This window comes from Allobosea sp. TWI1241, assembly GCF_039673065.1.
In the GTDB taxonomy this organism is placed as follows: domain Bacteria; phylum Pseudomonadota; class Alphaproteobacteria; order Rhizobiales; family Beijerinckiaceae; genus Allobosea.
In genome coordinates this window covers 1-12,780 of sequence record NZ_JBDJKW010000021.1, presented here as the reverse complement: position 1 = coordinate 12,780, position 12,780 = coordinate 1, and the positions used below count along the sequence as shown (strand labels likewise).

Below are 12,780 nucleotides of genomic sequence, written 5' to 3'. Positions count from 1 at the left end.
CGCGAATCAGGTTCCGCGCGGCTTGGCCCGGGTCGTCGCGGCGGCCGCCGCCGGATCGTCCGGCCAGGGATGGCGCGGATAGCGCCCCTTCATCTCGGCCTTCACCGCCGCCCAGGAGCCACGCCAGAAGCCCGGCAGGTCGCGCGTGACCTGGATCGGCCGATGCGCCGGCGAGAGCAGCTCCAGCACCAGCGGCACCCGGCCGCTGGCCAGCGCCGGATGCCGCGCCAGGCCGAAGAGCTCCTGCACCCGCACCGAGATGGTCGGCCCGGCCTCGGCCCCGTAATCGACGGCGAGGCGCGAGCCGGTCGGCGCGGTGAAATGCGTCGGCGCCTCCTCCTCGAGCCGGCGCTTCAAGTCCCAGGGCAGCAGGGCCGCGAGCGCCGCGTCGAGATCGCCCGGCGCGATCGCCGCCAGCGAAGTCCGGCCGGCGAGATGCGGGCCAAGCCAGTCCTCGACGCCATCGGCCAGCGCCGCGTCGCCGAGATCGGGCCAGCCGGCGCCCTCGCCTTCGGCCGCACGCAGGAAGGCGACGCGCTCGCGCCATTGCAGCTGCGCCTTGCTCCAGGGCAGCGCGCCGACGCCCATCCCCGCCACGCCGCGGGCGAGCACCACGGCGTTCTCCGGCGAGGGCGTCACCGCCAGCGGGCGCTCGGAGAGCACCAGCGCGCCGAAGGTGCGGGCGGCGCGGGCACGCAGCGCCTTCGCCTGCCGGTCGAACAGGGTCTCGCTGCGCTCGGCCAGCGCGAGGCGCACAAGCCCGGAGCCGGCGAGCTCGGCCAGCCCCGCCTCGTCGAAGGCGACGGCGCTGAGGATGCGCGCCTGCTGGGCCGCGCCGGTCAGCTCGCCGACGACGAGGAAGGGCTCGCGCGCCAGGCGCTGGCCCGGCTCCAGCGCGGCGCCGCGGCCATTGGCGAGGAGATACTGGCCCGAGCCGGGTTGGCGCGCCCGGGCGACGCGATCCGGAAAGGCGAGGCCGAGCAGCAGGCCGGGCGAAAGCGCGCGGGTCTCGCCGGCCGGGACCGCCTGCGCCGCCTGCCGGGCCCAGCCCTCGGCGAGGCGGCGCATGTCGGCGGCACGGCCGCCGCGTTCGCGCCCGAAGCGTTCCAGCCGCTCGCCGAGATCGACGCCGTCGCCGCCGAGGCCGCGCTCGACCAGCAGCGCGGCGAGCGCGGCCGCCGGGCCGGCCTGGCCCCAGCGGGCGGCGCCGAGCACCATATGGGCGAGGCGCGGCGGCAGCGGCAGGCGCTGCAGGGCGCGCCCCGAGGCGGTGATGCGCCCGTCCGGCGAGAGCGCATCCAGCGTCTCCAGCAAGGCGCGCGCCTCCTTGAGCGCGGGCGCCGGGGGCGGGTCGAGGAAGGCGAGCGTGGCTGGGTCGGTGACGCCCCAGGCGGCGCAGTCGAGCAGCAGCGGGGCGAGATCGGCCGAGAGGATCTCCGGCCGGGCGAAGGGTTCGAGCGCGCCGGTGCCGGCCTCGTCCCAGAGCCGGTAGCAGATGCCGGGCTCGGTGCGGCCGGCGCGGCCGCGGCGCTGGTCGGCCGCGGCCCGGCTGACGCGCTGGGTGACGAGGCGGGTTACGCCGATATCGGGCTCGTAGAGCGGCACGCGGGCGAGGCCGGAATCGATCACCACCCTGACGCCTTCGATGGTCAGCGAGGTCTCGGCGATCGCGGTGGCGAGCACCACCTTGCGCCGCCCCGTCGGCGCCGGCTGCACGGCGCGGTCCTGCTCCGCCTGATCGAGCGCGCCATAGAGCGGCGCGATCTCGACCGTGCCGTCGCGCAGCCTTTCGCGCAGGCGCTCCTCGACGCGACGGATCTCGCCCTGCCCCGGCAGGAAGACCAGCAGCGAGCCGCCCTGCTCGTTCAGCGCCTGCAGCACCGCGTCCGTGACCTGGTCCTCGATGCGCTTCAGCGGATCGCGGCCGAGATGGCGGGTCTCGACCGGGAAGGCGCGGCCCGCGCTCTCGATCACCGGGGCGTCGCCGAGCAGGCGCGCGACGCGCGCCCCGTCCAGCGTCGCCGACATCACCAGCAGGCGCAGATCCTCGCGCAGCCCGCCCTGGGCGTCGAGCGCCAGCGCCAGGCCGAGATCGGCGTCGAGCGAGCGCTCGTGGAACTCGTCGAAGAGCACGCCGGCAACCCCGTCCAGCGTCGGATCGTCGAGGATCATCCGGGCGAAGACGCCCTCGGTGACCACCTCGATGCGGGTCTTCGGCCCGACCTTGGAGCCCAGCCGCACCCGCAGGCCGACCGTCTCGCCGACGCGCTCGCCGAGCGTCCGGGCCATGCGGGCGGCGGCGCCGCGGGCCGCGAGCCGGCGCGGCTCCAGCACGATCAGCTTGCCTTGCTTGGCCCAGGGCTCGTCGAGCAGAGCGAGCGGCACGCGCGTGGTCTTGCCGGCGCCGGGCGGAGCGACCAGCACGGCGCGCGGCGTCGCGCGCAGGGACGCGGCCAGCGGCTCCAGCACCGCGTCGATCGGGAGAGGGGCGTCGAAGGCGCGCATCCGGGCGATGTGGCGCAGCCCGGCCCGTCAGGCAAGCGGGGCGTTCAGGCCGCCTGCGCCAGGCCGACCCCGAAGGGCGTCACGCTGACCGTGCCGGCCCGCACGCTGACCAGGCTGTTGCAGGGCAGCGCCTGCCAGCAATCGCGCGCCGCATCGACCGGCTCGGAGGCGACGACCACCGAATCACCGCGCTCGCAGAGATAGAGCGTCGGCGGGCGATCATCGGAGGACCAGCGCACCGCGTGCAGGCTGTCGCCGTCGGCCAGCGCGGCGGCGCAGCGCAGCGGCTCGCGAATCCCGGCCTCGCGCATCAGGGCGAGCGCATCGCCCAGCACCCCGGCAAGCGCCTCGCCCGGAGCCTCGCCGCGGCCGATCCGGGCCAGGGCGAGCAGGAACAGCGCCTCGGAATCGGTGGTACCGGCGCGCGCGGCGTAGAGCGCGTCCGGGATCAGCGCCTCGAGCCGGCGCCGGATCAGCCCGTAGCCGCCGACCTGGCCGTTATGCATGAAGAGATGCCGGCCATGGACGAAGGGATGGCAGTTGGCGCGGGCGGTGGCGGTGCCGGTCGCGGCGCGCACATGGGCGAAGAACAGATGCGAGCGCACCAGCCGGGCGATGGCCAGCAGGTTCTCGTCCGACCAGGCCGGCCTGAGCTCGCGATACTGGCCGGGCTCCGGCCGCTCGCCATACCAGCCGACCCCGAAACCGTCGCCATTGGTGCCGGTCTTGGCCTCGGCGGCGTGCAGCGACTGGTGGATCAGCGAATGGCAGGGCGAGGCGATCAGGTCCTCGAGGAAGACCGGTACGCCGGAATAGGCGAGGAAACGGCACATGGCAGCCCCGAATCAGGCACGGATAGCGGTTCGCCCACCAGCGTTAATCGAAAGGGATGAACGCGGTAACAATGGCGGGGCGAGGGCGGCGCCGATTCCGATTGCCCTGCGCATAGTCTGGTTATAACCGGTCGCGACGCGACGACGGCACCACCAAGAAGACCGCAAGACGCCGCACGCATCACCCCGGGGAGCCCGACACCGATGTCCAGACTGACGACCGCGATCCTGCTCCTGTGCCTCGCGCCCCAGGCGGCGCTGGCCGCCGGCGACATCGGCGGGGCGAGCATGGGCCTCACCTGGGCCCTGCCCTTCGCCGGGATGCTGCTGTCGATCGCGCTCGGTCCGGTGCTGTTTCCGCATTTCTGGGAGCTGAACTACGGCAAGTTCGCCGCCTTCTGGGCGCTGCTGCTGCTGGTGCCGCTGGTGGCCTTCCGCGGCTTCGACCCGGCGCTGGGCGCGCTGCTGCACACCGCGCTGCTGGAATATATCCCCTTCATCGTGCTGCTCTTCGCGCTGTTCACCATCGCCGGCGGCATCCTGGTGATGGGCAATCTGCGCGGCACGCCCGGCACCAACACCGCGCTGCTGGCCATCGGCACGCTGATGGCCAGCGTGGTCGGCACCACCGGCGCCTCGATCATCATGATCCGCCCGGTGCTGCGCGCCAATGACGACCGGCGCCACAATGTCCATGTCGTGGTGTTCTTCATCTTCCTGGTCTCGAACATCGGCGGCTCGCTGACCCCGCTCGGCGACCCGCCGCTCTTCCTCGGCTTCCTGCGCGGGGTCGAGTTCTTCTGGACGACGAGGCACCTGCTGCCCGAGACGCTGTTCGCGGTCGCGATCCTGCTGGCGCTGTTCTACGCGCTCGACAGCGTGCTCTACCGCCGCGACGACAGCCTGCCGCCGCTGAAGGACCCGACGCCGGACCGGGCGATGAAGCTCTACGGCAAGGTCAACATGCTGCTGCTCGCAGGCGTGATCGCCGCGATCCTGATGTCGGCGAGCTGGAAGCCGGGCGTGTCCTTCAGCGTGCACGGCGTCACGGTCGAGCTGCAGAACCTCGTGCGCGACCTGGTGCTGCTCGGCCTCGCCGGGCTCTCGCTGGTGCTGACGCCGAAGCCGGTGCGCGCCGGCAACGAGTTCAGCTGGGGGCCGATCCTCGAGGTCGCCAAGCTGTTCGCCGGCATCTTTACCTGCATCATCCCGGTGCTGGCCATGCTGCAGGCCGGCCGCGACGGCGCCTTCGCGCCGCTGGTGGCCCTGGTCAGCCACCCGGACGGCAGCCCCGACAACGTCGCCTATTTCTGGCTGACGGGCCTGCTCTCCTCCTTCCTCGACAACGCCCCGACCTATCTCGTCTTCTTCGAGCTGGCCGGCGGCGACGCCAAGACACTGATGACCACCGGCGCGCTGACCCTGACGGCGATCTCGGCGGGCGCGGTGTTCATGGGCGCCAACACCTATATCGGCAACGCGCCGAACTTCATGGTCTACGCCATCGCCAAGGACCGGAAGGTCGCGATGCCGAGCTTCTTCGGCTACATGCTCTGGTCGGGCGGGATCCTGATCCCGATCTTCCTGCTGCAGACGCTGATCTTCTTCCGCTGAGACGGCGCCATGCGGCCGCAAGGCTCGACAGCGCATCGGGGGCGGGCCTAAACCACCCGCTCCCGCCGAGGCCGCGATCCCAGCCATGACACTGCGCCCCGACACGCTGGCGATGACCGCCGTGCTCGCCATGCTGACGGCGCTCGGCCCGCTCGCCACGGATTTCTACCTGCCCTCGCTGCCGGCGATCACCCAGGCGCTGAAGACCGACACCGCCGGCGCCCAGGCGACGCTCTCGGCCTTCCTGTTCGGCTTCGCCGCCGGGCAGATCGTCTGGGGACCGCTCTCCGACCGGCTCGGCCGGCGCCCGGTGCTGCTGATCGGGCTCGGCCTCTTCCTGGCGACGACGCTGCTCTGCGCGCTCGCCTGGTCGATCGAGACGCTGATCGCGGCGCGCTTCGCCCAGGCGCTCGGCGCCTCCGGGCCGATCGTGCTTGGCCGCGCCATGGTGCGCGACCTCTATGACGGGCCGCGCGCCGGGCGCGAGCTCGCCCGCATGGGCATGATCATGGGGCTGGTGCCGGCGGTGGCGCCGGTCGGCGGCGGGCTGTTGCAGGACGCCTTCGGCTGGCGCTCGACCTTCGTGGCGGCGCTGGTCTTCGGCCTCGCCATCCTCGCCGTGGTGGCGACGATCATGCCCGAGACGATCCGCCGGCGCGCCGAGGAGCCGCTCTCCTTCCGCGCCATCGCCCGCGGCTACCGCGCGCTGCTGCGCAACCGGGCCTATCGCGTCTATGTCGGGCTGACCTCGCTGGCCTATGCCGGGCTGTTCGCCTTCATCTCCGGCTCCTCCTTCGTGCTGATGGGCGTCTACGGCCTCTCGGCGCCGGCCTACGGGCTCTCCTTCGGCTTCGGCGTGCTCGGCTACATCTCCGGCACGATCATCGCCCAGCGCCTGGTCGGCCGGCGCGGGCTCGACGGGGTGATCGGCCTCGGCGTCGCCTGCCTGGCCGGCGGCGGGCTCGCCATGCTGGTCTGCGTGCTCTCGGGCTTCGGCGGCCATCTCGGCGTCACCGTGCCGATGGCGCTCTATGCCTGCGGCGTCGGGCTGACCATGCCGCAATCGCAGGCCGCGGCGATGATGCCCTTCCCGGAGCGGGCCGGCGCCGCCTCCTCGCTGACCGGCCTGTGCCAGATGCTGCTCTCGGCCTTCGTCGGCCTCCTGGTCGGCCATCTGCTCAAGGCGGGCGCTGTGCCGCTGCCGCTGGTGATGGCCAGCGTCGGCGTCGCGGCGCTGGCGCTGTTCCACGCCAGCCGGGCGATCCGCGCCGCCGGCCGCCCCTGATCCGCGCCCGGCCTCAGGGGCCCATGCGCTCGCGCCATAGCCGCTCGCCGAGCATGCAGGGGACGCGCGGCTCCTTTGCCTGCACCCTCGTGATCGCGGCGGCGCCCGGCGGCTCCGGCGCCTGGGCGATCTCGCGCACCAGCTTGGTGCGGGTCGCGTCGGCGAACTGGCTGCGCTCGCGGATCGGGATGACGAAGGCGCCCGGCCCGGTGACGACGCAATCCTCGTAATACAGGTCGAGATTCTCGATATCGAGATAGCTAACCGCCTTGAGCATCACCGGCAGGCCGTTGATGGCGATGCCGCGCGCGCTGGCCGCGTCGCGCGCCTCGGTCACCGGGCGGCCGTCATTGTTGGGACCGTCGCCGGAGATGTCGATGACCTGGCGCATGGCGGTGACGTTGCTGCGCTCCAAAAGCGCCATGCCGAGTTCGATCGCGCCCGAGATCGAGGTGCGCCGGCCGCGCCGGGTCGGCGCCTCGCCGAGAAGCTCGGCGAAGGCGAGCGCGGATTGCGGGCTCTCGATCACCGTCCAGGGCGCGACGACATGCTGGAAATGCCCGCCGGCCCACTCGACATAGGTCACCGCGATCTTGCCGATGGCGCCCTTGGCGATGGCCTCGTGCAGCGCCTTGGAGCGGAAGGCCTCGATATAGCCGCCGCGCTGCAGGGCGAGTTCGTCGATGTCCATCGAGAAGGAGACGTCGACCGCCAGCACCAGGGCGACGTCGACCTCCTCGGGCGGCGCCTGGGCCTGTGCGCGGCTCTGGGGCAGGCTCTGGGGCGGGGTCTGGGCGGCGGCGGGCACCGCGCCGGCCAGGACCGCCGCCAGCAGGCTCCAGAGACCGAACAGCCGCCGCCGCATCGCATCCTCCGTCAGCTGTCGTCGGAAGCCGGCGCCGGGGTGAGAGCGTGATTCGGGCGAAGGCAGGCTTCAGACGAATACGACGGGAACTGTGCCTGCCGATCCGGCCGCCGCCAAGGCCGATCGCGCCCCGGTCACGCAAACGCGAACGGAAGGCGGGCGCCGCGGCGGGCTGAGACGTACCGGCCTCAGGCGGCGCGGCGGCCCTCGACGATGGCGCGCGCGGCGGCGAAGGCCTCCTCGATGCCGAGCGCCGAGGTGTCGAGCAGCACGGCGTCGTCGGCCATGCGCAGGGGCGCGGTGCCGCGGCCGGAATCGCGGGCGTCGCGGCGACGGATATCGTCGAGGATCGCCGCATAGGGCGTGGTCTCGCCGCGCCCCGCCAGTTCGCGGTGGCGGCGCTCGGCCCGGATCTCGGGCGAGGCGGTGACGAAGAGCTTCACGGTGGCTTGCGGGCAGATCACCGTGCCGATGTCGCGCCCGTCGAGCACCGCGCCCGGCCCGGCGGCGGCGAAGTCGCGCTGGCGGGCGATCAGGGCCTGCCGGACCTCGGGAATCGCCGCGACCACCGAGGCCGCCTCGCCGATCGCCCGGCCGCGCAGGCGCGCCTCCTCGAAGGCGCCCTGGTCGAAGCCGGCGGCGGTGGCGGCGGCGGCCTCCGCATCGTCGAGCCGCAGGCCGGCATCGAGCATGGCGAGCGCGACCATGCGGTAGAGCAGGCCGGTGTCGAGATGGGGCAGGCCGTAATGCCGCGCCAGGCGCCTGGCCAGCGTGCCCTTGCCCGAGGCCGCCGGCCCGTCGACCGCGATGACGAGGCGGCGCGCGAGCGCCGGCGTCTGCGCCGTCGGGACGGGGGCTTGCGGAGCGGTCACGGCATCATCCCTGCGCGGTCACGAGGTCGCGGTCTTCTAGAGCATGCGGCGAAACGCAGGCAACGGCTTTCGCCGCGCCGCTGGGGCGATTCGCACGCCCTGCCCCGCGCCGGGCCGCGCCGCCCCGCGGCACCCGGCCCGCCGGCGGGAAATCAGGATTTGACAGCACGGCCTCGCCCGACTAACGGACGCGCCTGTTTTTCAAGATCCCCGTACGAACTCGAAGGTCCGACGCCGTGGCGAAACCGGAACTTGGCACCAAGCGCGTTTGCCCCGTGACGGGCCGCAAATTCTACGATCTCGACAAGGATCCCATCGTCTCCCCCTATACGGGCGAGTCGTATCCGCGCTCGATGTTCGAGCCGCAGGGCAAGGCCGCCCCGGCGCCCAAGCCGGTCGAGGATGAAGACGAGGCCGAGGCCGGCGACGGCGTCGTCGAGCTCGTCTCGCTCGACGAGGCCGACGCCGAGGCGACGGAGAAGGACACCGTCGTCACCAGCGAGGACGACATCGAGATCGAGGACGACGGCGTGGCCGGCGACGACGACGACACCTTCCTCGAGGAAGACGAGGAAGGCGACGACGACGTCTCGGACCTGATCGACAGCGACATCGAGGGCGACGAGGACGCCTGATCGCCCGGCCGACCGGCGCCTGTGAATAAAGCGCGCGGTCGGTCACATTCGGTGCTTGTGTCTTGTCGCAAGCTTGCCTATAGAGCGCTTCGTCGCTGCGGCGACGGGGCGCGGACCGGCCCGGAAGGACATCGGACCGCTCCCGTTTACGGCCACTCCCCAAGGTGGTCGCTCAGTGGGGCCATAGCTCAGTTGGGAGAGCGCTTGAATGGCATTCAAGAGGTCGGCGGTTCGATTCCGCCTGGCTCCACCAAATCTCCTCCGGTCATCGGCTGAAGTTTCATAGCCTCTCGGAGAAGCGCCTCGGCGCTGTTGCAATTCCTACCCCGACATAGCGCATAAGTTCGGATCGAGCCGGAACGGGCTCGGATGACGATCTGTCGCCCATGGCCGGCGGCCGAGAGACGACGCGCCAGCCCGCCACGTCCCGCTTCGGTATGCGGCGCGGATGGGCGGCCTCATCTGCCTGCAGGCGCGGGCGCGCGGTGCGCCCTGCCGTCCACGCGGTTTGCGGAGAATTTTTCCCAGGCGCCTGAAACCTCGGCCGACCAACCGCGTTAGGTGCGGCGGAGGTGCGGAGATGGACGTCCTGATCATATCGGGCTTGATGGTTGCCAGCGCGATCGCAGGCTTCGCCGTGCCGCGATCCTGGGTCGACTGAGGCGATTGTCAACCCGCGCGGGATAACGGGGTCTGCCGGCCAGCCCGTCCGCCGCGCTCCAGCCGAAGCAGTGCCGCCTCCCGCGCGATCCCGCCTAGTCGGCGTTCTCGGCCAGGCGCCTGAGGGCCGGCGCGTCGCAGACCACCAGCTTCTGGCGGCCGCCTTCGACGAGGCCGCGGCCCTCCCAGGCGCTGAGGATGCGCGAGACGGTGTGCAGGGTTGTGCCGGTCATCTCGGCGATGTCGCGGCGCGAGATCGGGAAATCGACGCGGGTGCCGGCCTCGACCGGCTTGCCGGCCTGCTCGATCAGCCGCAGCACGGCATGGGCGACGCGGCGCTCGACCTCCTCGGTCGACATTTCGCGGATGCGGGTATGGGCCTCGTCGAGGCGCTGGCCGATGGTGCGGATCGCGTTCATCGCCAGATGCGGATTATCCGCGACGAAACCGTCCCAGGATTCGCTCGGCCAGGAGGCGACCAGGCTGTCGACAGCCGCCGTCGCGGTGCCGGGATAGTCCGGCCGGCCGAGCGCGCGGGTGAAGCCGAACAGGTCGCCGGGATGCACGACGCGCACGATGATCTGCTGGCCGTCGCGGGTGACCTGCGTGACCTTCAGGCGGCCGTGCAGCAGGAGATGGAAGGCGGCGGCGGCCTGGCCCTGCTCGAACACCGCCTCGCCCTGCGGGACGCGATGGGCGGAGGCCTGCGCGGTCATCCGGTCGAGCTGGGCGTCGCTCATCGCCGCGAAGAGCGGAATGCCGCGCAGCACGCTGCGATCCAATGCCACGGAGCCGCCTTTCCTCGCACCGGCCGCGCCGGGGCCGAAAGGCCGGGCGATCACCCGGCCGATGCGCGGCATAAGAGGCCAATCGCCCCCGGGGTTCAAGTGCGTCACGACAGCCCGGCGCCCGGTGCCGGCGCGGCGGTGCTGGCAGCGGGCGGGAGCGGGTTTCCCGGACGCTTCGCCCGGCTCAGGCGCCGCGCCCCAGCCAGTCGGCGAGGCGTTCGCGCCAGCCGCGCTCGCGCACCAGGCGGAAGCCGAGATTGTCGGGCGGGGTCGCCACCGAGCAGCCGCCGGACTTCGGATTGCGGATGAACAGGCTCATCGGGGCGCGGTGCTGGCCCTCGACGACATAGACCCCGCAATGGCTGGTCTCGCCGAGGCTGCGGCCGGCTTCGCCGAGGCTGACGCGGCGCAGGCAGGTCTGCGTCCATTCCCAGACATTGCCCGCCATGTCGGCGACGCCGTTCTCGTTGACGCCGAAGCTGCCGACCGGGCGCGGGGCGGGATCGCTCGCCGCCTTGCGGTTGGCCTCTCGCTCATAGTCGGCGAGCCAGCGCAGGGCCGGATTGATCGCGCCGGCATCGAGGCCGCGCGCATCGTCGACGAAGCGTGAGCCCGCCGCCTGGGCCCATTCGAGATCGCTCGGCAGGCGCCAGCGCTGGCCGGTGCCCTGCGACAGGAAGCGGGAATAATCGGTGGCGTCGACATGGCTGACGCCGGTCACCGGCACGTCGCCGCGCCCGGCCGGCCGGCCGGTCGAGCCGGCGGCAGGCGCCGGCCGCGACGCAGCGCGCATAGTCGCCCGCCGTGACCTGGTGGCGCATGATCGCCAGCGGCGCCGCGGCCCGGACCGAAAGCCGCGGCGCGTCGACCGGCCGGCCGGCCCGGCTGTACTCGCCATCGAGCCGGTGCAGCAGCGTCGCGGGCGCGACGGTCACCGTCTGCGGCGCCGGCAGGGTCTGCGACGCGGGCAGGGCCGGCGCGGGGCGCAGCGCCTGGCCGGCGAGCAGCAGGGTGGCGGCGGCCGCCATGAAGGCGAGGCCGAGGGAGGTCGTCAGGACCGGCAGCGACGGGCGCAGCGTCATGGCCATGTCACGATGTCCCGATGGCGGGGAATGGTGAGGAGGACGCCTCCCCGCTTGTGCGGGGAGGCGCGAGGCCGGCTCAGATGCCGACGGGGCCGGTGATCTGCTTCATCAGATCGTCGTTCCACTCGCCCTCGACCTTGAAATGGCCGGCGGCGCCGAGCTCGAACGCCTCGATCAGGTTGTGGTTGACATAGGCGTAGATGCCCGGCTGCAGGAAGGTGTAGAGCGCAGCACCCGCGCAGCCGCCCGGGATGAACCAGGTCTCGAGGTCCCGCTCGGGCGGGTTGCGGAACTTGCCGGTGGCCCAGACATAGTCGCCATGGCCGCCGATCAAATGGGGCCGCGTGTCGCGATTGGCCTGGGAGTGCACGATCAGCACGGTCTCGCCGACCTTGGCGGTGAGGGCGTTCTTGCCCGTCAGCGCGCCGACTTTGCCGTTGAACACGACATGGCTCGGGACCAGCGTCCGCATCGCCTTCTGAACGTCCTCATGCGACTCGCCGGCGCTGGCATAGCGCTTGAAGGCGCCGGTCTCGTCGCGCGGCACGTAGAAATCCTGCTCGCCGACATAATAGACCCGGTCATAGCGCAGCGGCTTGCCCTGATGGTCCTTCAGCCCGTCGCGGGGCAGCACCATCATCGCGCCGTTCATGCCGGCCGTGACGTGCCAGGGCACCATGCCGGGCGGTGCGCAATGGTAGACGAAGACGCCGGGCCGGGTGGCCTTGAAGCGCAGCACCACCTTCTCGCCGGGGCTGACCTCGGTCAGGCCGCCGCCGCCGAGCGCCCCCGTCGACGAATGGAAGTCGATATTGTGCAGGAGCTCGTTGCTCTCGGCGTTGATCAGGGTGATTTCGACATAGTCGCCCTCGTGCACCACCATCAGCGGGCCGGGCACCGTGCCGTTGAAGGTGAAGGCGAAGACCTCGGTGCCGGCATCGTCGATGACGATCTTCTTCTCGCGGATCGTCATCTCGAAGGTCACGACCTTGGGGCCGCCGGTCGCGACCTGCTCATGCGCCTGCACGAAGGGCGGATCGACCAGCACGCCCTTGACCCGCGGCAGCTTGGCCACATCGGCGGCCGTCGCCTTGCTCATCACCGGCTGGGCCTGGGCCGGGGCGGTCGCCGCCTGGATCAGAGCACCGCCGGCGGCGGCCCCTGCGAGGATGCTGCGGCGGGTCAGATTGAGGGCTTTGCCCATGGCTTGTCTCCTTGCCGAATGACCGGAGAACGCTCGGTCATCGCCACTCTAGGAGCCTGCCGAACCCGGTCTTTGTCGCAGGACAACATCGGCGACGATGGCGGGCGCCCCGCGGCACAAGGCGCCCGCGCCGGCTCATTCGCCACAGGCGCAGGCATGGTCCGCATCTGCCTCGGGCTCGCAGCCGGCGGCGTCGGCCGCCGCCTCGCGGCCGATCGCGACCTGCCAGAGCTCCGGCCCCTGCGCGAGATAGCGCCAGGAATAGGCGCCGGGCCGGCGTCGCCAGCGCGCACGACGGGGCGCCCTGCGCGCTTTACCTGCCAGGCGGGGCGGATGATGATCCGGTCCCGGCGCGGGCGCGCCGCCCGCCCCCAGCGGGGCCGGGACCAAGGGGGCCGGGCGGCGCCCAGGACAAAGAGGCGCCGGCCGCGATG

The 12,780-nt window shown here is 72.2% G+C and carries 9 protein-coding genes, 1 tRNA gene and 1 pseudogene; 4 read left to right on the top strand and 7 right to left on the bottom strand.

Annotation, left to right across the window (positions count from 1 at the left end; all coding sequences use genetic code 11):
* Positions 1-6: 6 nt before the first annotated feature.
* Positions 7-2,505 (bottom strand): ATP-dependent helicase HrpB, encoded by a 2,499-nt coding sequence (gene hrpB, locus ABE438_RS19135; protein WP_346504269.1) that lies wholly within the window; start codon positions 2,503-2,505, stop codon positions 7-9.
* A gap of 44 nt (positions 2,506-2,549) precedes the next feature.
* Positions 2,550-3,338, bottom strand: a complete 789-nt coding sequence (locus ABE438_RS19130) for a class II glutamine amidotransferase (RefSeq protein WP_346504268.1) — start codon at positions 3,336-3,338, stop codon at positions 2,550-2,552.
* Positions 3,339-3,542: 204 nt separating this feature from the next.
* On the opposite strand from ABE438_RS19130, the gene ABE438_RS19125 reads away from it, so the two are divergent.
* Both ABE438_RS19125 and ABE438_RS19120 read left to right on the top strand, forming a co-directional pair.
* Positions 3,543-4,952 carry a sodium:proton antiporter gene (locus tag ABE438_RS19125; protein ID WP_346504267.1) on the top strand — a complete coding sequence of 470 codons (1,410 nt, stop codon included), beginning with the start codon at positions 3,543-3,545 and terminating at the stop codon, positions 4,950-4,952.
* 85 nt (positions 4,953-5,037) lie between these two features.
* Positions 5,038-6,237 (top strand): multidrug effflux MFS transporter, encoded by a 1,200-nt coding sequence (locus tag ABE438_RS19120; protein ID WP_346504266.1) that lies wholly within the window; start codon positions 5,038-5,040, stop codon positions 6,235-6,237.
* Positions 6,238-6,250: 13 nt separating this feature from the next.
* On the opposite strand, the gene ABE438_RS19115 is transcribed toward ABE438_RS19120, so the two are convergent.
* Both ABE438_RS19115 and cmk read right to left on the bottom strand, forming a co-directional pair.
* Positions 6,251-7,102 carry a DUF1194 domain-containing protein gene (locus ABE438_RS19115; protein WP_346504265.1) on the bottom strand — a complete coding sequence of 284 codons (852 nt, stop codon included), beginning with the start codon at positions 7,100-7,102 and terminating at the stop codon, positions 6,251-6,253.
* A 188-nt stretch (positions 7,103-7,290) separates the two neighbouring features.
* Positions 7,291-7,974, bottom strand: coding sequence for a (d)CMP kinase (gene cmk, locus ABE438_RS19110; RefSeq protein ID WP_346504264.1), 684 nt, complete (start codon positions 7,972-7,974; stop codon positions 7,291-7,293).
* A gap of 236 nt (positions 7,975-8,210) precedes the next feature.
* On the opposite strand from cmk, the gene ABE438_RS19105 reads away from it, so the two are divergent.
* Both ABE438_RS19105 and ABE438_RS19100 read left to right on the top strand, forming a co-directional pair.
* A complete protein-coding gene (locus ABE438_RS19105) occupies positions 8,211-8,609 on the top strand; it encodes a TIGR02300 family protein (RefSeq protein ID WP_346504263.1) in 399 nt (132 codons plus the stop codon).
* A 177-nt stretch (positions 8,610-8,786) separates the two neighbouring features.
* A tRNA-Ala gene (locus ABE438_RS19100) sits at positions 8,787-8,862 on the top strand.
* Between the two features lie 502 nt (positions 8,863-9,364).
* On the opposite strand, the gene ABE438_RS19095 is transcribed toward ABE438_RS19100, so the two are convergent.
* The 3 genes and pseudogenes from ABE438_RS19095 to nirK all read right to left on the bottom strand — a co-directional run bounded on the left by ABE438_RS19095 (position 9,365) and on the right by nirK (position 12,346).
* Complete coding sequence (locus ABE438_RS19095; RefSeq protein ID WP_346504262.1) at positions 9,365-10,057, bottom strand: Crp/Fnr family transcriptional regulator; 693 nt, start codon at positions 10,055-10,057, stop codon at positions 9,365-9,367.
* A gap of 184 nt (positions 10,058-10,241) precedes the next feature.
* Positions 10,242-11,145, bottom strand: a pseudogene (locus ABE438_RS19090) (SUMF1/EgtB/PvdO family nonheme iron enzyme).
* Positions 11,146-11,218: 73 nt separating this feature from the next.
* Complete coding sequence (gene nirK, locus ABE438_RS19085; protein WP_346504260.1) at positions 11,219-12,346, bottom strand: copper-containing nitrite reductase; 1,128 nt, start codon at positions 12,344-12,346, stop codon at positions 11,219-11,221.
* Between the last annotated feature and the right edge of the window lie 434 nt (positions 12,347-12,780).